Annotated in this window: 22 protein-coding genes; 7 read left to right on the forward strand and 15 right to left on the reverse strand. The window is 60.2% G+C overall.

What is annotated here, in order from left to right; all coding sequences use genetic code 11:
* Entirely contained in the window at positions 1–2223 is a 2223-nt protein-coding gene (locus DXB98_RS06355; protein WP_117743532.1) for a hypothetical protein, read from the reverse strand.
* 552 nt (positions 2224–2775) lie between these two features.
* On the opposite strand from DXB98_RS06355, the gene DXB98_RS10090 reads away from it, so the two are divergent.
* The 6 genes from DXB98_RS10090 (at position 2776) to DXB98_RS06395 (ending at position 7387) form a co-directional block, all read left to right on the forward strand.
* The gene (locus DXB98_RS10090) at positions 2776–3288 is read left to right on the forward strand and encodes a DUF2975 domain-containing protein (protein ID WP_118405657.1); all 513 of its coding nucleotides are present in this window, start codon (positions 2776–2778) and stop codon (positions 3286–3288) included.
* Between the two features lie 9 nt (positions 3289–3297).
* Entirely contained in the window at positions 3298–3549 is a 252-nt protein-coding gene (locus tag DXB98_RS06375; protein ID WP_006235292.1) for a helix-turn-helix transcriptional regulator, read from the forward strand.
* Between the two features lie 18 nt (positions 3550–3567).
* The gene (locus DXB98_RS06380) at positions 3568–4383 is read left to right on the forward strand and encodes a site-specific integrase (RefSeq protein ID WP_255413328.1); all 816 of its coding nucleotides are present in this window, start codon (positions 3568–3570) and stop codon (positions 4381–4383) included.
* A gap of 290 nt (positions 4384–4673) precedes the next feature.
* Entirely contained in the window at positions 4674–4961 is a 288-nt protein-coding gene (locus tag DXB98_RS06385) for an ACT domain-containing protein (protein WP_006235289.1), read from the forward strand.
* A 77-nt stretch (positions 4962–5038) separates the two neighbouring features.
* Positions 5039–6457: a citrate synthase gene (locus DXB98_RS06390; RefSeq protein WP_117743536.1), complete on the forward strand. Its 1419-nt coding sequence runs from the start codon at positions 5039–5041 to the stop codon at positions 6455–6457.
* A gap of 87 nt (positions 6458–6544) precedes the next feature.
* The gene (locus DXB98_RS06395; protein ID WP_117743537.1) at positions 6545–7387 is read left to right on the forward strand and encodes a Cof-type HAD-IIB family hydrolase; all 843 of its coding nucleotides are present in this window, start codon (positions 6545–6547) and stop codon (positions 7385–7387) included.
* A gap of 149 nt (positions 7388–7536) precedes the next feature.
* On the opposite strand, the gene DXB98_RS06400 is transcribed toward DXB98_RS06395, so the two are convergent.
* From DXB98_RS06400 to DXB98_RS06415, 4 genes are all read right to left on the reverse strand, one after another.
* Positions 7537–8331 (reverse strand): Cof-type HAD-IIB family hydrolase, encoded by a 795-nt coding sequence (locus DXB98_RS06400; protein ID WP_117743538.1) that lies wholly within the window; start codon positions 8329–8331, stop codon positions 7537–7539.
* A gap of 208 nt (positions 8332–8539) precedes the next feature.
* Positions 8540–10360, reverse strand: a complete 1821-nt coding sequence (locus DXB98_RS06405) for an adenine deaminase (RefSeq protein ID WP_117743539.1) — start codon at positions 10358–10360, stop codon at positions 8540–8542.
* 202 nt (positions 10361–10562) lie between these two features.
* Positions 10563–11774 carry a tyrosine--tRNA ligase gene (gene tyrS, locus DXB98_RS06410; RefSeq protein ID WP_117743540.1) on the reverse strand — a complete coding sequence of 404 codons (1212 nt, stop codon included), beginning with the start codon at positions 11772–11774 and terminating at the stop codon, positions 10563–10565.
* A gap of 97 nt (positions 11775–11871) precedes the next feature.
* The gene (locus DXB98_RS06415; protein ID WP_158553159.1) at positions 11872–13833 is read right to left on the reverse strand and encodes a U32 family peptidase; all 1962 of its coding nucleotides are present in this window, start codon (positions 13831–13833) and stop codon (positions 11872–11874) included.
* Positions 13834–13995: 162 nt separating this feature from the next.
* Here DXB98_RS06415 and DXB98_RS06420 point away from each other — a divergent pair, with 162 nt between their 5' ends.
* Positions 13996–16209, forward strand: coding sequence for a transglycosylase domain-containing protein (locus DXB98_RS06420; RefSeq protein ID WP_117743542.1), 2214 nt, complete (start codon positions 13996–13998; stop codon positions 16207–16209).
* A 188-nt stretch (positions 16210–16397) separates the two neighbouring features.
* Here DXB98_RS06420 and DXB98_RS06425 read toward each other — a convergent pair whose 3' ends face one another.
* The 10 genes from DXB98_RS06425 to infA form a co-directional block, all read right to left on the reverse strand.
* Positions 16398–16835 (reverse strand): arginine repressor, encoded by a 438-nt coding sequence (locus DXB98_RS06425; RefSeq protein WP_006235280.1) that lies wholly within the window; start codon positions 16833–16835, stop codon positions 16398–16400.
* Positions 16836–16968: 133 nt separating this feature from the next.
* Positions 16969–17967: a glycosyltransferase gene (locus DXB98_RS06430; RefSeq protein ID WP_147330304.1), complete on the reverse strand. Its 999-nt coding sequence runs from the start codon at positions 17965–17967 to the stop codon at positions 16969–16971.
* Between the two features lie 203 nt (positions 17968–18170).
* Entirely contained in the window at positions 18171–18995 is an 825-nt protein-coding gene (gene truA / locus DXB98_RS06435) for a tRNA pseudouridine(38-40) synthase TruA (RefSeq protein ID WP_117743544.1), read from the reverse strand.
* A gap of 92 nt (positions 18996–19087) precedes the next feature.
* The gene (gene rplQ, locus DXB98_RS06440) at positions 19088–19570 is read right to left on the reverse strand and encodes a 50S ribosomal protein L17 (RefSeq protein WP_089573564.1); all 483 of its coding nucleotides are present in this window, start codon (positions 19568–19570) and stop codon (positions 19088–19090) included.
* Between the two features lie 30 nt (positions 19571–19600).
* Complete coding sequence (locus DXB98_RS06445; RefSeq protein WP_117734359.1) at positions 19601–20542, reverse strand: DNA-directed RNA polymerase subunit alpha; 942 nt, start codon at positions 20540–20542, stop codon at positions 19601–19603.
* Positions 20543–20574: 32 nt separating this feature from the next.
* On the reverse strand, positions 20575–21171 hold the full coding sequence (gene rpsD, locus DXB98_RS06450; protein ID WP_006235275.1) for a 30S ribosomal protein S4: 597 nt from the start codon (positions 21169–21171) through the stop codon (positions 20575–20577).
* Between the two features lie 19 nt (positions 21172–21190).
* Positions 21191–21595: a 30S ribosomal protein S11 gene (rpsK, locus tag DXB98_RS06455; RefSeq protein WP_006235274.1), complete on the reverse strand. Its 405-nt coding sequence runs from the start codon at positions 21593–21595 to the stop codon at positions 21191–21193.
* Positions 21596–21609: 14 nt separating this feature from the next.
* On the reverse strand, positions 21610–21984 hold the full coding sequence (rpsM, locus tag DXB98_RS06460; RefSeq protein WP_022094275.1) for a 30S ribosomal protein S13: 375 nt from the start codon (positions 21982–21984) through the stop codon (positions 21610–21612).
* 14 nt (positions 21985–21998) lie between these two features.
* A complete protein-coding gene (rpmJ, locus tag DXB98_RS06465; RefSeq protein ID WP_006363204.1) occupies positions 21999–22112 on the reverse strand; it encodes a 50S ribosomal protein L36 in 114 nt (37 codons plus the stop codon).
* A 150-nt stretch (positions 22113–22262) separates the two neighbouring features.
* Positions 22263–22481: a translation initiation factor IF-1 gene (gene infA / locus DXB98_RS06470; protein WP_035137443.1), complete on the reverse strand. Its 219-nt coding sequence runs from the start codon at positions 22479–22481 to the stop codon at positions 22263–22265.
* Positions 22482–22535 lie beyond the last annotated feature (54 nt).

The raw sequence follows: 22535 nt of genomic DNA on the forward strand, positions 1-22535 counted from the left end.
TCATCCCCTTTCGATCTTTGGAACACTCAGGCGCACCATCAACGGAGATACGGCGCCCAAGACCACCAGCAGAGCGACCGATGCGCCGACGACCTCTCCAAAAGGCATCGCGTTCGTCCCTCGCCCAAGGAACCCAATCGTCCCCACCTGGGAAGCGGGATCAAACGAGGCGAATGGAGCCAGCAGCGCGACGCCCATGCCCGCGCTTTCAACATGAGCGCTCAACGAACCCAACACCAAGAGAACCGCGCAAACCACTCCGGTGACAACGGGGTTGCGGCTAATCGCTGCTGTCAACGCAGCGACGACGGAAATCACGCCGTATGCCATGACCAGCAACGGAATGCTGCACAACACCGCCTCCCCCACCATGGACGTTGTCGAAGCTCCCGCCCGAATGAGAGCGACGGGATACTCCGATCCACCCGCACCGTTCTTAATCAAGGACACAACCGCAGCGGGAACCATCGACACCAAAAGCAGCGCCAAGCCAAGCAGGAGAGACAGCGCAACAGCCGTCAGAAAACGCACATGCGCTGTTGCGGGGACTTGGAAAACCAGAAGGGAACGGCACCGCAGGTAGGTGCACGCAAGCGATGTGACAACCACGGGCAACAGCCAAAACAAGGAAGGAAGCGCTGCCTGGAGATAGGAAAGGAGGATTAATGGGGGCATCTTCGTACTTAACTCGTAAACCTTGGGGTCCGGCAAGCTCGCGATCGACTCGAGCAGAAGGGCGCGCGCCTCCGCACGAGAAGGAGTCTCCGGCTCGATTCCGATCGATTGCAGGAGGGTCGCATCTGCCGCGCCCAGCTCGCCTCGAGCGCGCTCGTACGTCGCAAGGCTTCGAAACCCCTCCGCAGGCGTGGGCGCGTACACGAAACCCGAAAGAGCATCTCGCATGCCTTCCAGGGCCGCTTTGCCCTCGACGTCCATATTCGCAACGTCCTGCTCTAGATACCGATCTATTGAACGGAGCTCCCCATCCCTATACCGAACAGCGGAAACGTCACCAGCGTCAGGAAACACCTCGACCAGAGCCGGGGCCAGCATCGCCGTCGACATTGCAATCGCGCATACGGCGAGGGCAGGAGAATGCAGGAGCAGCTTCCCCATCGTTCTTACGTATGCAACGGCGGAGGTACAAGCGCTCGAACGGGCTGTCGTTCTCGATGCGGTGAAGGAACCTCTCTCAAGACAAATCGGGGACATCGGGCGCGCGCAGCCGCTCTTTCCAGCAACGCAAAGCAGGCTAATTGCCAGCACCTCGATCCCGATTGCGCATACGAGGGTAATCGCGCCACGCTCGAAGCAAAGTCCAGGCAGATTCACTATCTGCGTTGTCGGGTACGGGCTATAGGCGCCGACGGTCAACTCAGTGTTCGCATACGTAAGGGGATTCAACAGGGCGAACTCACGTAAAGCGATGGATCTTCCGTAATACCCGGGAACCATCGTCGCCCCCATCAGGGCACATACGAACACGATTCCAAGCGTAGGGTTATTGGCAATCTTCACGGCAAGGTGAACGACGAGCGAGATGAACGCCGCCACCAAGAATTGCAAGATGGCCGTCTGTGCGAACACCAGCCAAGCCGGTTTGATAACCGGAGTCGCATATTGAACGTAGCCTATCGGATAGAACAGCGAGCCCGGGCCATTCTTCACAAGTGCGGCGATTATCCCTGGAAGATTGACGGCGAAGACGGCAAGCATCGCAAAAACACTCGCCCATACGCTCGATGCAACAAGCCTGCCCAGCTCACCCATCGGTGCCTGGATGATGAGTTTTTCACGTTTGTTAAGACGCGCGGCAAGGAACGAGACGGCAACGGCCGTTGCGGCCCATAGCAAGTACTCCTTCGATCCGTCATAAAAGGAGTACGCTCCATCCGATACCTGCAGAAACGGAAGCAGAGGAGAGAGCGGCGCCAAGACAAGACGCCCCGCGGCAAGAGGGTACAGAAGCGCGGGCATGCTTGATGAAGAGGTATACACGCCCTCCTCCCCCGCATTCACAAGCGCATCCGCATAGGATGCTGACAATTCCTGCTCAACACGGGTTATTCCCGACTCGAGGTATTCAACCCGTCCGTCGATGCCAGCCGCGCTCCTGAAGACGGGCAGAGCACAAAGAACCATCAACGCAACAACGGCAACACAGAGCGACCTGGAGGAGAGGAGCGACCTAAAGATTGCCTTCGAGATTTTGAGCATATTCATCGCCAACCTTAACCTCATCCAGTCGGAACAGAGGGGCCGAACAAAATGCTCGGCCCCTCCTCGCATCTAGTAGGTGCTATAGACAAATTGCCATTTATCAGTTGTGCCAAGAACACCACAGGAACACATTGCAGCGAGGCGGGATTCCCTATGATGCGCGGATCGGCGATAGCCATTTCGGTAGGAGATCGTCTTGTAAGAGATGTTGAACATCGAGATGCTGTGCCCGCTCACGCCGCGAGGACAGCTGTAGCTCCAGTAGGTATCGACGACGTCGTCCGTATACCCGAGGGGCTCAACGAGGGCACACTGGCTGCTCTCCTGGGAAGGAGGCATCGGGGTATCCGCAAAAGCGGGGGCTCCCGGCAGCAACAGACAAAGAGCGAGGCCGAGGAAAACCAAGAGCTTACACGACTTAACAGTACTGAACATAATCCTCTCCAATCTAGAGGGGTTTCGGTTGCAGCATGCTGTGATTACTTGCCGGCAAAATCAATTTAACATAAACTGTTAAAAAGTAACCTGAGGTTTTTAAATTCTTCGGAGGTTATTATGAGTTACGACAATCGCACTCCCCGGCTTCATTCCTTCCGCATCGCATGTGCGATAGCCTCTGCGGCCCTTTGCGTCACCGCCATCGCACAAGTGGCGTTCTCCTTAAAGCCAGCAATCGAAGTGCTCGACAACCCTGTAATTGCAGACTCCCCCGCGTATCCAGCCCTTGCGATCTCGACATTGGCCCCTGCCGTCATCGGTATCGCCACGACCATCCTCAGCGCCGTTCTCGTGTGGACGATCAAGAGCGGAGACCCCTTCAAGAAAGGGTCTGCGACATGCTTGAAGGTGCTCGGCATTCTCTTCGTTGTTCAAGCTGCCACCAGCTTCTACGCCGGCTCACTCGAAACCTCCGTTTCGATGTTTGGCGGCGAGGGGGCCGTCGGCGCCCAAGAGATCGCTTCATCATTCGACTGGACCTCTCTGGTTCTCGGCATCGTCTTGCTCATGCTTTCCCAGCTCTTCTTGTACGCCCGAGAGCTGTACCTCGACTCCGACGAGATTGCGTAAGGAAACGCCATGCCCGTAATTGTTCGCCTCGACAAGATCATGGCCGAGCGAAAGATTTCCTCGAACGAACTTGCCGAAAGGATTGGAACCACGCCCGTGAACCTGTCCCGTATAAAAAAAGGGCATATTCGCGGCATTCGCTTCAACACACTCGAGCAGCTATGCCTCGCCCTTCGTTGCCAACCCGGAGACCTTCTCGAAGTCATGAGCGAAGAGGATGCCCGAAAGGAGTTCGGACTCGATTGGTCCGCCGAGGATTAGGGGGCGGTCGTACTCGCCCTGCACACGGGGATGCGAATCGGCGAGGTCTGCGGCCTTCGGTGGTGCGATGTGGATTTCGAGACGGGCCTGATCTCGATCAGGCACTCGGTGGCGTACGCGAAGGGGATGGGTTCGTTCATCAAGGACACCAAGACCCATGACGCCAGGGGCATCCCCATCGACCCGGTCGGCCTGCTCCCCTTCCTGAAGGAGATCCACGAGATCGACCGCGGGAAGCTGCGCTCGCGCAACCTTACCGGGGCGGTCGAGATCGGGAACTGCTACATCCTGTCGGAGCCGGGCGCGGCCTTCGCGACGGCGAGCTATATCCGCAGGGCGTTCAAGACGTTCTCGGAGACCAACGGCCTCATGGGCACCAACGACGAGCTGATCACGTTCCACGGCCTGCGCCACACGTTCGCCACGCAGTGGATCCGCCAGGGCGGCGATATCAAGGCGCTCCAATCGATCCTCGGGCACAAGGACGCCATGGCGACGCTCAACGTCTACGCCGACATCGAGCCAATCTCCAAAATCCATAACATGCTGCGTGTCTCGCCGTGCCTCTGGCGCGGGTACCTCGGGCCGAGGGTCGATCCGGGACCCATGTTCCAGCAGAGAATCCAGGAGTCCATCGAGACGCTCCAGGCGTTCGGCTACGGCGTCACCGAGCCGGACGACCGAAATATCGTCATACGCGACGTGAAGACGATCAGTCGGCTCTACCCCACCGAGTACGCCGCGGTGCTGGGCCCATCCCAACTGAGGTCACGGTGGTCCGATAGGGGCGCCGCCCGCGGCATGCGCCGCGGAGCGGTATCCCCCACCGAATAGTGGGGGATGCCCCCCGTTTTCAGTTTGGAATCAGCGGTCGGAGGCGTTCGGCTGACTGCGGGAACGGCCTATCCGCTCGATGTGTTCGGCTGAGTTCGGAAATCAACCCAACACGAGCTGGACGCGCGCCAGACGGCTCTTCCCCATGCGGCCTGCCCCCTCACGCTCATGTTGCAGACGTGTAACGCCGCTGTAAGCGCACCCCTTTTGGCGCCAGACAGGTACAATGATGAACACTGTACCGTAGCGGAGCGCCCCGCGCGCGCCGCAACCACGCGAAAGGGTTTCCCATGGCCGAGATCTCGTCCTCCCGCATCGTCATCACCGTCCTTGGCAAGAACCGCCCCGGCATCGTCGCCGGCGTCACCCGCGTTCTGGGCGAGGCCAACGTCGACATCCGCGACATTACGCAGTCCATTATCGAGGACATCTTCACCATGACCATGCTGGCCGACACCGCCGAGTCCAAGCTCGACTTTGCCGAGCTGCAGAAGGCCCTGGCCGAGGCCGGCGAGCTTTCGGGCGTCAATGTGTCTATCCAGCGCGAGGACGTCTTTAACTTTATGTACCGCCTGTAGCGAACAAGCCGCTGGGGATAGCCTGACGCGCGCATGCCCATGCAAGTCACCCCGATGCGGCCCGGAGAGGAGCGCGCATGGCCTACGACGCCAAGAAAATCTATTACCGCTTCGATGACCACTTGAGCCGCCTGGTTCTGGATTACGAAGCAAGCCGCCAGATTTCGCCTGAGAGCGAAAACCTCTACCACGGCCTGCCGACCGACCCTTATGACGAGGGCCTGTTTGTCGAGCACAATGTCAAGCGCGGCCTGCGCAATGCCGACGGCTCGGGCGTGGTCGCGGGCCTCACTCGTATCTCGGATGTGCACGGCTACAACAAGGTCGACGGAAAGGTCGTGCCCGATCAGGGCAAGCTCACGCTTCGCGGCTACAGCATCGAGGATCTGGTCAACAATGCCCAGGCCGAGAATCGCTATGGCTACGAAGAAGTCGCCTATCTGCTTATCACGGGCTCGCTGCCCAACAAAGAGGAGCTCGACGGTTTTTGCGAGCGCTTGGGCGCCTTTAGGCATCTGAGCGACGAATACGTCAAAGAGTTCCCCATGACCACGGTGTCGTCGAGCATCATGAACGTGCTCCAGCGCGCCGTGCTGCTGCTCTACGCCTTCGATGCCGAGCCCGACGTGATTACGCCCGAGCATGAGATCGACGTGGCTATTTCCATGCTTGCACGTCTCCCGCGCATCGCCGCCTTCGCACACATGGCCTCGATTGCCAAGCTTCGCGGCTCCGAGGTTCACGTGCCGCACCCCACGCCCGGCCTCTCCACCGCCGAGACCATCCTACAGGTGCTCCGCGGCGGTATGGCGTTCACCCGCGATGAGGCCATGCTGCTCGACGTGATGCTCATGCTGCATGCAGAGCACGGCGGCGGCAACAACTCCACGTTTGCCTGCCGCGTGCTGTCCTCCTCGGCCACCGACCCGTATTCCGCCTACGCCGCGGCCATCGGCTCGCTCAAGGGCCCGCGCCACGGCGGCGCCAACGCCAAGGTCGTGTCCATGCACGAGGACATCCGTGCGCATGTCTCCAATTGGGAGGACGAGGACGAGGTCGCGGCCTACCTGGGCAAGATCCTCGACAAGCAGGCCTTCGACGGCACCGGCCTCATCTACGGCATGGGCCACGCCGTCTATACGCTCAGCGACCCGCGCGCCGAGGTCTGCCGCCGTTACGCGCGCTCGCTTGCCGCCAAGAAGGACTTGGGCGAGGAGTTCGCGCTCATCGAGCGCATTGAGCGCCTGGCACCGCAGGTGATGCGCGACCACGGCATGACCAAGCCCATCTGCGCCAACATCGACCTGTACACAGGCTTTATCTACAAGATGCTCGGCGTGCCCGAGACGCTTTTTACGCCGCTATTCGCCGTCGCCCGCATGGCCGGCTGGTCGGCACACCGCATGGAAGAGCTCTTCTGCGCGCACCGTATTATTCGCCCGGCCTATCGTCCGGTGATCGAGCCGCTGGAGTACAAGCCGCTCGCCGATCGCTAGGACGCGGACCGTTATAGAACCCGAGCGTGGCCAGGGCATCATCGCCCTCGGCCACGCTTTTTATGCCAGTAGAAAGGGCTTCATCAAATGATTGTGTTTTCCGATATGGATGGAACGCTGCTGACGAGTGATAAGCAGATGAGCGACGCCACCTGGGCGATGCTCGACGAGCTTGCGCGCCGCGGTATTGAGTTTGTGCCCTGCACGGGACGCCCGCTGTCGGGCATCTTTGAGCCCATCCTCGCCCATCCTGCCGTGCACTACGCGGTCTGCGCCAATGGTGCCAGCGTCTGGCAGCTCGACGACGGTACGCCCACCGACACCTCACGTGCTACGCGCATTTTGAGCCGACCGCTCGATTGCGGCATTGCCCATCGTATCCGCCGCATCGCCGCCGGCCACGATGTGACCTTCGATATCTTCGCGGACGGGCAGTGCTTCCTCCCCCGCTCGCTCTACACGCGCCTGGACGAATTCTGCGGCGGCGACCCCCACATCGCGGCTTCGCTCAAGCGCACACGAACACCGATCGACTTGGATGTCGACAGCAAGATCGACGAGGTCGAGACGCTCGAACGCATCGCCATGTACTGGCACGACCCGGCCGATCGCGACGCCATCGCGGCGGCGCTCGACACGCTCGAAGGCATCGAGGTCACGCGTTCGTACGCCATGAATATCGAGGTCATGGGCGAGGGCGCCACCAAGGGAACGGCCCTCACGTGGCTATGCGACCATCTGGGCGAGTCTCTCGCCGACGTCTGGGCGTTCGGCGACAACATCAACGACATTCCCATGCTGCAGGCAGCGGGCCACGGCACGGCCATGATCAACGCCGAGCCTGAGGGCCGCGAGGCAGCCGGCGCCATCACCAAATACGACAACGACCACGACGGTGTCGCCCGCACCATCATGGCCGCTCTCGCCTAGTCATTGGAGACGTTCTTAAACGACTAGTCGTTGGGGACGTTCTTAAATGACTAGTCCTTGAATGACTGGTCGTCGGGGACACTCTTCGCAAAAAGCTGCAAGGACTGTCCCCCACTGCCGGCAGAAAAGGAACGTCCCCATCTGCCGGATTAAGCGAGACTCTCCAGCACGCGACGGAACTCACGCTGAACGGCGTGGTCGCGGTTGCAGCCTACGACGCGATCGGCAACCGCTTTGAGCGCGGGGCGCGCGTTTTCCATCGCGCAACCCGTGCCGACAAAGCGAATAATCTCGTAGTCGTTCATCGAGTCGCCAAACGCCATAACCTCATCGCGCCCAATGTCATAATGCTCCGCGAGCTGCGCAATACCCGAAGCCTTCGATACACCGGGCTGCATGGCGTCGATCCACGCGTTGCCCGAAGGCGCAAAAGTAAAGAGCTGACCGAGTTCGCGCTGTAGTACGTAAGCGCTGTCCATAACAGCACCGTCATCGCAAAAGATACTCGCTTTGATGATATTTACGCTGGGATCGGGCAGCTCCCAAATGCGCTCGGCATTGGGAAGGTCCTTATCGACCTCGCGCACGAACTTGCTCTCGTCATCGAGCAGGAAGGACTTGGCTCGGTCAAAGAGCGCAAGATGCAAATTGGGAAACGTCCTGACGGCCTGGGCGAGTTTTCGAATCGCCAGGTGCGAATACACCTCGCGGTCTACCATTTTGCCGTCGGCGTAGACCTGGGCACCGTTAGCTGCGACAAAGTCCATCTTGTCGCGAACGGGCGCAAAGAACTCGCACAGGCGATCGTAGCGGCGGCCTGACGATGCGGCAAAATGCACGCCACGCTCGCGCAGCGCCAAAATTAGTTCGTAGGTCTCGGGAGGCACCTGGCCGTTTTCGTCAAGCAGCGTGCCGTCCATATCGGATGCAATCAGTTTAAACATAGAAAAGCTCCCTTCGGGCTTGTTGGAATCGAACGTGTATCCGATTCCAACGTACCCAAAGGGAGCTCAAATATAAGACGCCGCAGTCATAAACGTTACATAGACCCGGCAAATAGCTCACGCGCGCCAGAGGTCTCACGGTCGCGGCGTCAGGCGACAAGTCAAAGAGTGTCGCAGGCGGCTAGGCGTTTAAGAACGTCCCCAATGACTAGTCGGCGTAGGTGAAGGTAGTGACGTCGAACATGCCCTCGGGGCGGATGCGGAGCGTCGGGATCACCGGCAGGGGCAGGAAGATGATGCCCATGATGGGGTCGAGCGGCGGCTCAATACCCATGGCGCGCGCCTTGACCATAAAGTCGTCGTGCTGCGCGGCGACATCCTCGGCCGTGCCCTCGCTCATCAGACCACCGAGCGCCAGCGGAATACGCGCCACGACCTCACCGTTGCGCACCAGCACGTGGCCGCCCTGGCCAACAGCCTCGACGGCAGCCATCATATCGGCCGCGTTGTCGCCCACCACGCACACGTTATGCGAGTCGTGGCCGATCGTCGAGGCGATAGCGCCGCCCGTGATGGTAAAGCCGCGCACCCAGCCGCGACCGATGTGCTTGCCAACAAGACCCAGGCCCGCAGGACCATCACCGTCGGCGCCCTCGGCTTGCAGCGACACGCCGCGGCCGTGACGTTCGATCAGCATAATGCGGCGCAGGCCCTCGTCAGTCTCGGGACGAACCATGCCCGTGATAGCCATGCCCGGGATCACATCAATAACCGCCTCGCCCGGCTTAAAGGCATAATCGAACACGTCAAGCGAAAGCTTCGGCAGCTTAACGGAGGCGCGCAGCTCATCGGCAAGGGCCGCAACCTCGGCCATCTCAGGTGCAATCTCGCCCACAAAGGCGCCGTCCTGTGCCACGAGCGCACCGGCGGCATACACGCGATGCGGAGCCGCGACAAACGTCAGGTCGTTGAGCACCAGCAGGTCGGCGCGCTTGCCCGGGGCGATCGCGCCGCGGAGCTCATGCGGGTCACGACAGCCGTGGTCCAGGCCAAATGCCTCAGCCGTGGAAAGGGACGCCATGGAGATAGCGACCACCGGGTCGATGCCGGCCTCGATGGCCACGCGGCAGGCATTGTCGATCATGCCGGTCGAAAGAGCATCGGAGGGAGCGCGGTCGTCGGTCGCAAAGCAGCAGCGGCGGGCGCGGGCAGGGTTCTCCAGCAGCATCGGGGACAAATTAGCCAGGTCGTGGCTGCACGTGCCCTCACGCAGCATCACATACATGCCGCGGGACAGCTTGTCGAGCGCCTCCTCGGGAATCGTCGACTCGTGGTCGGCAATGATGCCTGCCGCGGCATAGGCGTTGAGATCCTTGCCGGCAACGAGCGGGGCGTGACCGTCGACCTGCTTGGACGGCGTCTGGTTGGCAGCGTCGATACGAGCACAGGTCTCGGGATCGGCCATAAAGACGCCCGGCAGGTTCATCATCTCGCCCAGGCCAAAGACATCACCCGGATGCTCGGCAAAAAACGCCTGCATATCGGCGGCCGAAATAACGGCACCGGCCTGCTCATCGGGCAGCGCGGGCACGCACGAAGGCATCATGTACTTGATGGAGATGGGTGCGCGGCGACCATCCTCGATCATAAAGCGCAAGCCGTCGAGACCGGCAACATTGGCAATCTCGTGGCTGTCGGCAATGGCGGTGGTAGTACCGCGCGTCGCGGCCATGCGAGCATACTCGGCGGGACGGATGTTCGAAGACTCGATATGCAGGTGCCCGTCAATAAAGCCGGGAGCAAGATAGCGGCCCTGGCAGTCGATAACCTCGGTCGCCTCGTAGGTGCCGGCGGCATCGTCGCGACCGTCGTAGAGCACGCCGACGATTACGCCATCCTTGACGGCAACGCTACCGGGTGCCACGCGCTGGCCATATACGTCGACAATCTGCGCATTGGTAAACAGCGTGTCGACGGGCACGCGACCCTCGGCAGCGTCGATCACAGACCTCATGACCTCAACGGACATACATACTCCTTTAACCGTAGAAAAAAGCTGCAGGGCGGACAGACCTTCACCGCAGCAAACCAATAGCCATTGTATGCCCAAACGATGGGACAGCAATACACCCCCTGCAAATGACGAGAGTGGATAATCTCCCACTTTGAGCCCACAAACAGGCCAAAAACGGAAGATTATCCACTCTCATTCTGTGAGGTTAACTTACTCGTTAGACCAACTTAAATCCTTTGCGCTTGCCTACGGAGAGGGTGTCGCCCAGCTTGAGGGCGCTGGGGTCGATGTTGTAGCTCTTGGGAGCCACGGCCTCGCCGTTGATCTTGACGCCGCCGCCGTCGATATCGCGGCGGGCCTGGCCGGCGCTGGCCGAAAGGCCCAGGTCCTTGAGCAGGCCAGCGAGGTAGATCTGGCCCTCGTCGTTGACGGTCAGCTCAACGTGCTTCTCGGGGAAGTCGGCAAGCTGCCCCTCCTTGAACACGCGGTCGAACTCGGCCTGAGCCTCGTCGCCGGCACCGGCGCCGTGGTAGGTGTCGCACAGGTCGCGGCCAAGTGCGCGCTTGAGCTCGTAGGGGTCGGCAGAGCCATCGGCCAGAGCAGCATCGATCTTGTCGACCTCGGCCGGGGTGAGCGAACTGGCCAGACGATAGTACTTGCCAATCATCTCGTCGGGGATGGACATGGTCTTGCCGAACATATCCTTGGGAGCATCGGTCAGGCCGATGTAGTTGCCATAGGACTTGGACATCTTGCGCACGCCGTCGGTGCCCTCGAGCAGCGGCATGGTAAGCGCGATCTGCGGCTCCATGCCCATCTTCTCCATAAGCTCGCGGCCGGCGAGCAGGTTAAAGAGCTGGTCGGTGCCGCCCATCTCCACGTCGGCCTTAATCTGAACGGAGTCGAAGGCCTGCATCACGGGGTACAGGAACTCGTGCAGGGCGATCGGCGTCTGGGACTGGTAGCGCTTGGTAAAGTCGTCGCGCTCAAGGATGCGGGCGACGGTAAACTTGGAGCACACCTGCAGCAGGCCGGCCAGATCCATCGAAAGGATCCAATCGCCGTTGTGCACGATGGTGGTCTTCTCGGGGTCCAGGATCTTCATGGCCTGGCTCACATAGGTCTCGGCGTTGGCCTCGATCTGCTCCTGCGAAAGCTGCGGACGCGTGGAGTTCTTGCCCGAGGGGTCGCCGATCAGCGCGGTGCCGTTGCCGATGATAAGGGTGACGTTGTGGCCCAGGTCCTGGAACTGGCGCATCTTGCGCAGCGGCACGGCATGGCCCAGGTGCAGATCGGGGCTGGTGGGGTCGACGCCGAGCTTGATGTTGAGGGGCTCGCCCTTCTCAAGCTTCTTGCGAAGGTCGGCCTCGGGGACGATCTTCGCAGCGCCCGAGGTGATGATACGCATTTGCTCGTCAACAGACAGCATTGGGTATCCTCCTTTTGCTATAGCACCCTCACCGGATACGGCGGTGCTGGAAGTTCATAAACTCACTTATGATAACCAAAACGGCGCGACGCGGCACCTATGTCAGGAAAATCCTCGTCCTGCCGCGTGCATCGATGGCAACTGGCAAACGCGTGCCATCCCGCTCAACCAGATAGCGCGCCTGCCGACGACGCATGCAATCGTGACAACATGCCCCGGCTTGCGCCGCATCGGTGGCGCAAGCCCCCTCGGCGGTCAGCAGGCAGTGCTCGCACACCATGAGCTCGGTGTGGTCGGCATCGACGGGGCCCAGAACACCAAGTTCGGCCGTCAGTTCGGCAATACGCTCCGCATCATTGCCGAGCAACTCGGCCGGCAAGTACACCCGACCCGCGCCGAGCCCACGTAGCCAGGCAAGCGTAGTCCGGTTCGCACAGAACACCGGCGCCGCCACGTCAAACGTCACGCCCAGCTCGCGAGCGATCACCACCTGCCCCAGGTTGCGGCAGACGACGCGCCCGGCACGCTGCATCAGTGAGCGGGTCCGGTCAGCGTCACCCGTGCGGCACACCTCGTCGAGCACCACAACGGCGTCGGACAAATCGAGTTCTCCGCGCGGGTCGGCATCCATCAGCTGCCAAGCAAAAACCATGCGAGCGGGAACCGCGCACTCCACCAACTCCGTCGACGCACCGCCATCCACCGCAACGTCCTCAAAGGGCAGTACCTCAACGGCACGCGCAACGGGCGCAATCGCATCTGCCTCGGCCCGCATGCGCTCCAACACCGCCGCCGTCTGATCCAACACGCCGGCGCTGCGAATCAGGTACACCTCGCAGCCCGTGTCCACCTTACGCTTGCAATGCACGACAACGCGTTCCCCCGCCGCGGCACTCACCGGGCAGGGCACCTGCGGCCAGCGCTTGGGCACATCGGGACGCGCGTCGACACCCGGATAGAACCGAATCTCGAGCGTGTCACCCGCCGCCACGGCGGCGTCGAGCTCAACGGCCACCTCTTCGTGGCCCACAGCGACCAAGCGCCCCACGCGCACGCCCTGGTTGATTGCACGCTCAAAGCTCATAAGCTCGGCGCCCGAACGCCCTCGCAGGTACGCATCGGTAAACCCACGGTTAAACGACCTTCCCAGCTCTCGTTCAAGCGCCGGCACCGCATTGGCATCCCACGTGCCGTCGCGCAGCATATCGAGCGCGTGACGCCACGCCCTCACCACGTTAAAGACATAGTCGGGATTCTTCATGCGACCCTCGATCTTGAGCGACGCCACGCCGGCGGCAACAAGCTCGGGCAGGTGCGCAATGCCCAGGTAATCACGCGGACACAGCAGACGGTCCCCCTCAACGGCGACGACGCTCTCCCCCGCCTCGTCCACTAGGTCGTACGCCAGGCGGCACGGCTGTGTGCAGTCCCCGCGCATCGCCGAGCGCCCGCGTCTCAGGGCTGAGAACTCACAAGCACCCGAGTAGCCAATGCAGATGGCCCCGTGGCAGAACACCTCGATAGGCACGCCCGTACCGCACAAGGAGGCAATCTCGTCGACCGTCAGCTCGCGTGCTGTCGTCACGCGCTCGACCCCCAGCTCATCGGCGGCAAGCCGCACGGCGCCTTCGCTATGAACGCCCGCCTGCGTGGACAGGTGAATCTCGACGCCAGGAATCTCCGCACGCAGCGCGCACGCCAATCCGGCATCGGCAACAATCAGGGCATCGGCGCCCAGCTCCAGTGCATGAGCTCCCAACGCCACCGCGTCGGACAACTCATCGTCAAACACGAACACGTTGAGCGTCACGTACACACGCACGCCATGGGCATGCGCCACGGCACAACCGCGCGCAAACTCGTCATCCGTAAAGCCATGGGCGCTCACACGGGCGTTAAAGTCGCCCAACCCCGCATAGATGGCATCGGCGCCCGCGGCGATGGCCGCAAGCATCTGGTCGAGTCCGCCCGCCGGCGCCAGCAGCTCGGGCAGCGCCGCACCGGCACCATCCAATCCAGTCTCGTATTGTCCGCTCGGCCCCATCGTCCGAATCGCCATCGGCAAACTCCTTACCAAGGTATGCATTCACTCTGAAAAATGCCGTCTTCCAGCATACACGAGGCCTCGCGCGCCCCGTTTGGTTTATCGTGTAATAACTTATGTCCATCCTGCCCCGACGGCACATCCACCGTCCGGCACGACATACCTGGAGGTCAATATATGGGTCCTCGCCAACGACAGGGACGCAGCCGTTCAAAGACGCATGCCCTGCCCATAATCCTGCTCTCGTTTTTGGGCTTTCTGCTTATCGCGGGCGTGGCATTTGGCATCGGCATGGTCGGCAACGTCAACCGCTGGCTGTCCGATCTGCCCGACTACACCGACGCCAACGCGTATCTGGTGAGCGAGCCCACCGAGATCGTCGACTGCAACGGCAACAAGATCGCGAGCTTCTACACGCAAAACCGCAAGTCCATCACCAAGGACGAGGTCTCCCCCTACGTGCTGCAGGGCACCGTTGACGTCGAGGACGAGCGCTTCTACGAGCACGGCGGTATCGACCTGTGGGGTATCGCGCGTGCTGCGGTGGCAACCCTCGGCGGCGGGCACGAAGGCGCCTCAACTATCACCCAGCAGCTGGTGCGCAACACCATCCTGCAGGAGGAGCAGTTCGACTCGACCATCGAGCGTAAGGTGCGCGAGGCCTACATCGCCGTAAAGATGGAGGACATGTACTCCAAAGACGAGATCCTCATGATGTACCTCAACACCATCTATTACGGCCACGGCGCCTACGGCATCGAGGCCGCAGCCGAGACCTATCTGTCCAAGAGCGCCGCCGACCTCACCCTCAGCGAGGCCGCGCTGCTCATCGGCCTTCCCAACTCGCCCTCGCAGTACGACCCCACGGTCAACCCCGACCTGGCGCTGTCCCGTCGCAACAAGGTCCTTGACAACATGTTGCGCCTGGGCCACATCACGCAGGAGGAGCACGATGCCGCACAGGCCGAGCCCATCACCCTCAACGTGACCGAGATTTCGGGCAGCGGCGTCGACATATACTCGCAGCCCTACTTTGTCGCCTATGTTAAGCAGCTGCTGGAGCAGGAGTTCTCGACCGACGTGCTCTTTAAGGGCGGCCTGACCGTCAAGACCACCATCGACCCCACGATGCAGCAGGTGGCAGAGAATGCCGTCCGCGAGCAGCTCGACACGCTTTCGCTCGACGGCCTGGACATGGGCATGGTCGTCGTAGACCCCAAGACCGGCTACATCAAGTGCATGGTGGGCGGCTACGACTACAACGCCGACGAGAATCACGTGAACCACGCTACGGCAAAGCGCCCCGTGGGCTCCACGTTTAAGGCCTTTACGCTGGCAACTGCCATCCAAAACGGTATGAACCCCAACGTCACCCTCAACTGCAACTCGCCTCTTACAGCCAAGGGCACTACGACCAAGGTGCAAAACTATGCCAACCAGAGCCATGGCAACATCACGCTTAAGCAGGCAACGGCATACTCATCCAACACCGGCTACATTCAGGTGGCAGAAGCCATCGGCAACAACAAGATCATGTCGCTCGTCAAAAAGCTCGGCATCGATCCCGCCAAGGACAATATCGAGGACGTTCCCGTCATGACGCTCGGCACCGGGTCCATCTCGCCGCTCGAGATGGCATCGGCCTACGCCACTTTTGCCAACGGCGGCCATTATCGCCAGCCGATCGCCATCACCGAGATCGACTCGCGTACCGGCTCGGTTCTGTACCAGCACACCGACAATCCCACGCAGGTGCTCACCGAAGGCGAGGCTGCCGCGGTTACCGACGTTCTATCCGGCGTCATGCAGGGCAGTGGCACGGGTGCCGCCGGCGCGCTGAGCGTCAACCAGCCCTATGCCGGCAAGACAGGTACCACTGACAACACCACCAACCTGTGGTTCTGCGGCTACACGCCGCAACTGGCATGCGCCCTGTGGACCGGTTATTCCGCAGGCGAGATTCCCATCCAAAAGTACGGTACGGACCTGCTGGGCGACAGCACCAACCTGCCCGTCTTTAAGAAGTTCATGAACACTGTTTTGGCCGGAACCGAGCGCGAGGAGTTCCCGACCGGAACGGCCCCCACGTACAAGAACAATAACGTCTGGAAGTTCTACGGCACCAACAACACCAAGAAGACGGAAAGCGACGAGGACGAAGACAAGGACGAAGAGGAAACCACCACCACGACGACCACAACGACCACGACCACCGAGACCACAGGCGGCGACACCACCGGCGGCACCGGTACGACCGGTGGCTCGACGGGCGGCTCCACTGGTGGTTCGACCGGCGGCGATGGCGGCACGCCTACGCCTACGCCCACTCCCGACCCCTCGCCTACGCCCACTCCCGACCCCTCGCCCACGCCTGACGATACGGTCGGCTAGAAATCATCCGGCCATAAGCAACAAGGCCCCCGAGCAGCTTATTAAACTGCTCAGGGGCCTTTTAGTTTAAAGCGACCTGGTGGGCGGTCTTTATGCCTGCAAACAAAAAAGGGGGTACCGACCAACGTCGATACCCCTTACAAGCCACTATGTCAGCGCACGCAGGGCCAAGCGCACGACCCGCACGCCTACTTGCGAGAATTGCTCAGCTTATTGATCAGCGCCTCGAGACGCTCGCCGTCCTCGGCCGTCTGGGCAATAACCAAAATCGTATCGTTGCCGGCAAGCGAGCCAAGCACATCGGGCAACTCTGCCGCATCAACGGCGGCGGCGATGCCGGAAGCCGTGCCAGGCTGAGCCTTGATCATAACCAGATTATCGGTGCGCAGAACGCCCGTTACGAGCTCGGAAACCATACGCTGCAGGTGCAGGTCCTCTGCCAGAACATAGATGCCCTCAGGGAGCTTACGCAGCCCCATATCGGCAATATCGCGAGAGACAGTCGCCTGCGTGCAATCAAAGCCCATAGCGCGGAGCTCATCGACCAGCACGCGCTGCGTGCGGACGTCCTTATTGCGCACAATATCTCTAATGGCATCCTGGCGCCCATTGCGTTTTTTAGCCATACAAACCCTCGCTCCAAAAGATGGCGGAGACAATCAATCAATGATTGAATAGTTTAACGCTATTTGAAAGCTTTTGTGTATAAGAACGCATTTCGAAACAATTCCATGCAAGTTTGTTTCGAAATGAGCGCCCCTAGGCAGTTTTGGCACCAGTTCGGTTAAGAAAAGCAGCCAAATGCGTATACATCACGCAACGCGTAGGCTTCGCGCTTGCAATTGGCCCAAACAACAAACCGAGTCCGCGGTGGTCATCCTTAAGCGCCGCAACCATCTGACGAGTTCGGGGTGCCTCAAGCATATCACGCATACGGGCGGAGCGTTCAATTGATGACACCCCATGCGGGCTCAGACACAAATTCTCGATGCAGGCGACCAGTCCGGCAAAGTAGAACTTCTGGCTTGCCAGCATGAGCCAACCACCGCTATCTGCTTCCGAGAGTGAGTCCGCAAGCTCGTCGAGCGCTCGGGTGTCATCGGATACCTTGGCATACATGGTGGGATCAAAGGCATCTGTAAGCTTAGGCGCCGCCGCGTGGAAACAAGCGTCGCCGCATCCGGAGACGTGCTGTGCCTGCGAGAGCGCACACGCCATAAACCCAACAGTGCGAAACGTCTTATCGCACAAAAGGCATGCTTCAAACAGCGGACGGGTGTACATCACGCCAGAGACTTGAGCAACCAAGCCGCCTAAAATCAACTGAGGCAGCCCGGCCACCATCGAAGATTCGCTATCAATGGAAATATGAGTAGCATCCAAGACGCGCGAATGGCGCTCTCGATGTGCATCATAGCGGTCGAGCGACACCGTGGGGAAGACTATGTCTGCCGCAGTATCGCACGCGATATCGACCATCTTGGAAAGGGCGTGCGGAGCAAACCACTCATCGGCGTTCATGGCGATGATTTGAGAGCCGCGCGAGGCATCAAAACCGGCACGAAGACAAGCGCCGCGCTTAGCGTCCTCGACGTCAATCAAATCAATATGGATGTCCCTGTCGGCAGCAACTTGAAGCGAATGGCGTACACCGGGCGCAGCATCGCGGCAGACAACGACAATCTGCAAATCATAGAGGTCTTGGTTCTGGATACTCTCGAGCGCACGCATCGCATAGCTGGGCGAACCTTCTACCACAAGGATCACCGAAAGTCGCGGATGCGAGCCACGTCGAACCAAGTTATCCGTCCTCTCGACAGCAGTGAATCAAACTGTCGTTCATGGTACACCCCGGCAATAAAAGCAATGAGACACCGGTTGTATTGCACGCCAAGAACAGATGTTGCACACGCGCAGCCCACAGATGACAGGTGTCGACGCACGACGCGTCGAACCCTCCCCTAGTCGATCACGACAAGCTCGGCGGGATCGTAATCCACGCCCATAAACGTAAGGCCGCAGGCAGGAGCCGTGGGGCCCGCAGCGGTACGGTCGCAAGCATCGATGACCTCACGCATCCACCCAGGTTCATGGCGATGCACACCAATCTCGGCAAGCGTGCCCACGATCGTACGGACCATCGAATGCAGAAACGCATTGCCCTCGATGGTGAACGTCAGGATGTCCTCGCCAAACGCAACCTCATGGCCAAACTCGGCACGCATCACGCAGCGATGCGTGGGCTTGCCAACGGCCGAGGCAACCTTGCAAAAGCTTTTAAAGTCCTGCTCGCCCAGCAGTGCGGGGCAGGCAGCAGACATTGCCTCAACATCCAAGGGATAGCGATGCCACCACACGGCACCGCGGGACAGCACGGGGCGCGCATCTCGATCGGCAATACGGTACGTATACGTACGGGAACGCGCGTCAAAACGTGCAGAAAAGCCTTTACGGGCCTTGTAGACCTCGTTTATGGCGATATCTTTGGGCAGCAGGGCATCCATAGCCCGCAGCCACCTACGGCGCGTGCACGCGAGCTCAGCGTCCGTTACGGGCACGCTGATGTACTGAGCCACGGCATGCACGCCGGCATCGGTACGCCCCGCGCATGTCAGATCGATCGGGCGGCGAAGCAGCGTCTCGATGGCTCGACGCAGCTCACCCGCAACCGTCGTCTGTCCCGGCTGCTCGGCAAAGCCGCTATACGACGAGCCGTCATAGGCGACGCGGAATACAAGGGTGGCGTCAAGCTCGAGAATCGAATTGAAATCAGACGGCGCAGTCATGGGCGCTCCCAACAAACAAGCAACGGTATCGCGACAAAAAAAGAGGGGTACGCGAACGTACCCCTCGAATATAGCCTATGCAGACGGAATGTCTACTCAGCGGTCTCCTCAGCAGGAGCCTCCTCGGCAGCGGTCTCCTCGACAGCCTCGACCTTCTTGGGAGCAGCGGCCTTCTTGGGGGCCGGAGCAGCCTTCTTGGCCTTAGGCGTGCAAGGCTCGGTGACGAGCTCCATGATAACGATGGGAGCATTGTCGCCCTTGCGGTTACCGAGCTTCATGATGCGGGTGTAACCGCCGTTGCGGTCCTGCCACATGCCCTGAGCAGCCTTGTCGAAGATCTCGGCAACGAGCTGCTTATCGCCGAGCTTGGCGATAGCCAGACGACGAGAGTGCAGGTCGCCCTTCTTGGCCCAAGTGATGATCGGGTCGACGACCGAACGCAGCGCCTTAGCGCGGGTCTCGGTGGTCTTGATGCGGTCGTTCTCGAAGAGGGCCTTAGCAAGGCTCTTCTTCATGGCCTTGGTGTGGCTCGCATCGGTGCCGAGCTTCAGGCCCTTCTTAACGTTGTGACGCATGGTCTAGTTTCTCCTCAAATATGCGAAGCATTAAGCCTTCAGGCTCAGGCCCATGGACTCAAGCTTGTCCTTCACTTCCTCGATCGACTTAACACCGAAGTTACGGATGTTGAGCAGATCGTTCTCCGAGAACTCAACGAGCTGACGGACCGAGTGAATGCTGGCGCGCTTAAGGCAGTTGTAGGAACGGACGGAAAGGTCCAGATCCTCGATCTGCTTGTCCAGCTCGGCGTTGTCGTTGGTGACCTCGGGAGCGAAGATCGAAGCCTCCTCCTCGACCTCGGGGGTCTCGGCAAGGTTCATAAAGGCGGCCATATGCTGGTTGATGATATTGGCAGCCTGGACCACGGCGTCGCGCGGGGCGATGGAACCGTTGGTCTCGATCTCGAGGACAAGGCGGTCGTAGTCGGTGTGCTGACCGACACGGCAAGCCTCAACGAGCTTGGCGCAACGGGAAACCGGCGAGTACAGCGAGTCGACGTGGATCACACCGATGGGATCGTTGTCGCGCTGGTTAGCCTCGCCAGAGACATAGCCGCGGCCATAGCCGATGCGCATGCTCATGGTGAGATGGCCACCCTCGGTGAGCGTAGCAATGTGCTGCTCGGGGTTGACCAGCTCAAACTCGGACGGAATAAAGAAGTCCGCACCGGTGACCTCGCAGGGGCCGTCAACCGAGATGGTGGCGGTCGCCTCGTCGGTCGTGCCGAGAGCCCTGAAGACAAGACCCTTGACATTCAGGACGATGTCGGTGACATCCTCGACCATGTTAGGGATGGTCATGAACTCGTGCTGCGCACCATCGATCTGAATAGCCTCGACGGCGGCACCCTCGAGCGAGGACAGAAGAACGCGACGAAGGGAGTTACCCAGCGTATCGCCGTAGCCACGCTCGAGCGGCTCGACGGAGACACGAGCAGACGTCTCGTTGATCTCTTCGACCTGAACCTGAGGCCTAATGAATTCTGACATGTATTACCTCCAGCCTCAGCAGCCCGGATGGACTACTTAGAGTAGAGCTCGACGATGAGCTGCTCGTTGATATCACCGCTGATCTGCTCACGCGTCGGCAGAGCGAGCACGTTACCAGACAGCTTCTCGATATCGACCTCGAGCCAGCCAGGGACCTCAAAGCGCTCGGAGGAAATCAGGGCCTCCTTGATGGGGAGGAGGTCACGGAACTTCTCGCCGACAGCGACGACGTCGCCGGCCTTGACGCGGTAGGACGGGATGTCCACGCGCTTGCCGTTCACGGTGAAGTGACCGTGACGGACGGACTGACGAGCCTCTTTGCGGGTGCGGGCGAAGCCAAGACGGAAGACGACGTTGTCGAGGCGAGACTCAAGGATAATCATGAGGTTCTCACCGGTGACGCCGTTCATCTTACGGGCCTTGTTGAAGTAGCCGTGGAACTGCTTCTCCAGAACGCCATAGATGAACTTGACCTTCTGCTTCTCGCGCAGCTGCATGCCGTACTCAGATTCCTTGCGACGGCGCTTGGGCTGACGGATAGATTCCTTCTTGCTGCTGTAACCGAGCTCAGCGGGATCGATCCCGAGCTGACGGCAGCGCTTAAGAACAGGAGTCCTGTCGATTGCCATATTGATACGATCCTTTCAGTTACACGCGGCGACGCTTCTTGGGGCGGCAGCCGTTGTGCGGAATGGGGGTCTTGTCCTGGATGCTCGAGACCTCGAGGCCAGCAGCCTGGAGGGAGCGGATGGCGGTCTCACGACCGGAGCCGGGGCCCTTGACGAAGACGGAAACCTTCTTCATACCGTGCTCCATGGCCTGCTTGGCAGCAGCCTCGGCAGCCATCTGGGCAGCGAACGGCGTGGACTTACGGGAGCCCTTGAAGCCCACCTGGCCAGCCGACTTCCAGGAAATGACGTTGCCCTGGGGATCGGTGATCGAAACGATCGTGTTGTTGAACGTAGAACGAATGTGAGCCTGGCCCACGGAAATGTTCTTACGGTCCGCGCGCTTCAGACGGGCAGCGCGAACGTTCTTCTTAGCAGTAGCCATCTATCTAGCGCTCCTTATTTCTTCTTCTTAGCACCGATCTGACGCTTCGGGCCCTTGCGGGTACGAGCGTTAGTGTGGGTGCGCTGGCCGCGGACCGGGAGGCCCTTGCGGTGACGAAGGCCGCGGTTGCAGCCGATGTCCATAAGGCGCTTGACGTTCTGGTTGCGCTCACGGCGGAGGTCGCCCTCAACCATGATCTGGTTCTTGTCGATATAATCACGGATGGCGTTAACCTCATCTTCGGTGAGGTCCTTAACGCGCGTATCCACGTTAACGTTGCACTCGACGCAAATCTTCGTCGCAGTGGTGCGGCCGATGCCGTAAATGTAGGTCAAACCGATCTCAACGCGCTTCTCACGCGGGAGGTCGACACCATTAATACGGGCCAACGTAGTCTCCTCTCTTAACCCTGACGCTGCTTATGACGGGGGTTCTCGCAAATGACGAGGACCTTGCCATGGCGCCTAATGATTTTGCACTTATCGCACATCTTCTTGACCGAAGGACGTACCTTCATCGTTCTTCCTTTCGGTAGCGCTCAAACTACTTCCCTACTATCTACTCGCCCAGCCGCAGGCGTTTAAAACTATGGCTGGTCTTCACACACAATCCGACCGTAGGTTGAGCTAAGCCTGCAGTCGGAAATGGAGTGCGTGTATGCGTGCCGCTATTTGTAGCGATAGGTGATGCGGCCGCGGGTCAGGTCGTACGGGGAAAGCTCCACGACAACCCTGTCACCGGGGAGAATACGGATGTAATTCATTCGGATCTTGCCAGAAATGTTGCACAGAACCGAATGACCGTTCTCGAGCTCGACCTTAAACATGGCGTTGGGCAGCGGTTCCTTTACCGTACCCTCGAGCTCAATTGCGTCTTCCTTCTTCACAAGCAATCATCTTTCTCTAGAAAACGACAGCGATTGAGTATTCTACAATACGTA

Source organism: Collinsella sp. OM07-12 (genome assembly GCF_003438275.1).
Classification (GTDB): Bacteria; Actinomycetota; Coriobacteriia; order Coriobacteriales; family Coriobacteriaceae; genus Collinsella.

What these genes read in the sequence shown, in the direction of transcription:
- DXB98_RS06445 (WP_117734359.1), bottom strand. Translation starts at nt 20,542, where the DNA reads ATGTCAGAATTCATTAGGCCTCAGGTTCAGGTCGAAGAGATCAACGAG.
- rpsK (WP_006235274.1), bottom strand. Translation starts at nt 21,595, where the DNA reads ATGGCTACTGCTAAGAAGAACGTTCGCGCTGCCCGTCTGAAGCGCGCG.
- DXB98_RS06395 (WP_117743537.1), top strand. Translation starts at nt 6,545, where the DNA reads ATGATTGTGTTTTCCGATATGGATGGAACGCTGCTGACGAGTGATAAG.
- DXB98_RS06405 (WP_117743539.1), bottom strand. Translation starts at nt 10,360, where the DNA reads ATGTCCGTTGAGGTCATGAGGTCTGTGATCGACGCTGCCGAGGGTCGC.
- DXB98_RS06385 (WP_006235289.1), top strand. Translation starts at nt 4,674, where the DNA reads ATGGCCGAGATCTCGTCCTCCCGCATCGTCATCACCGTCCTTGGCAAG.
- rpmJ (WP_006363204.1), bottom strand. Translation starts at nt 22,112, where the DNA reads ATGAAGGTACGTCCTTCGGTCAAGAAGATGTGCGATAAGTGCAAAATC.
- DXB98_RS06390 (WP_117743536.1), top strand. Translation starts at nt 5,039, where the DNA reads ATGGCCTACGACGCCAAGAAAATCTATTACCGCTTCGATGACCACTTG.
- DXB98_RS06355 (WP_117743532.1), bottom strand. Translation starts at nt 2,223, where the DNA reads ATGAATATGCTCAAAATCTCGAAGGCAATCTTTAGGTCGCTCCTCTCC.
- DXB98_RS06420 (WP_117743542.1), top strand. Translation starts at nt 13,996, where the DNA reads ATGGGTCCTCGCCAACGACAGGGACGCAGCCGTTCAAAGACGCATGCC.
- DXB98_RS06415 (WP_158553159.1), bottom strand. Translation starts at nt 13,833, where the DNA reads ATGGCGATTCGGACGATGGGGCCGAGCGGACAATACGAGACTGGATTG.
- DXB98_RS06400 (WP_117743538.1), bottom strand. Translation starts at nt 8,331, where the DNA reads ATGTTTAAACTGATTGCATCCGATATGGACGGCACGCTGCTTGACGAA.
- rpsD (WP_006235275.1), bottom strand. Translation starts at nt 21,171, where the DNA reads ATGGCAATCGACAGGACTCCTGTTCTTAAGCGCTGCCGTCAGCTCGGG.
- truA (WP_117743544.1), bottom strand. Translation starts at nt 18,995, where the DNA reads ATGACTGCGCCGTCTGATTTCAATTCGATTCTCGAGCTTGACGCCACC.
- DXB98_RS06425 (WP_006235280.1), bottom strand. Translation starts at nt 16,835, where the DNA reads ATGGCTAAAAAACGCAATGGGCGCCAGGATGCCATTAGAGATATTGTG.
- tyrS (WP_117743540.1), bottom strand. Translation starts at nt 11,774, where the DNA reads ATGCTGTCTGTTGACGAGCAAATGCGTATCATCACCTCGGGCGCTGCG.
- DXB98_RS10090 (WP_118405657.1), top strand. Translation starts at nt 2,776, where the DNA reads ATGAGTTACGACAATCGCACTCCCCGGCTTCATTCCTTCCGCATCGCA.
- DXB98_RS06375 (WP_006235292.1), top strand. Translation starts at nt 3,298, where the DNA reads ATGCCCGTAATTGTTCGCCTCGACAAGATCATGGCCGAGCGAAAGATT.
- rplQ (WP_089573564.1), bottom strand. Translation starts at nt 19,570, where the DNA reads ATGCGTCACAACGTTAAGAAGGGCCTGAAGCTCGGCACCGATGCGAGC.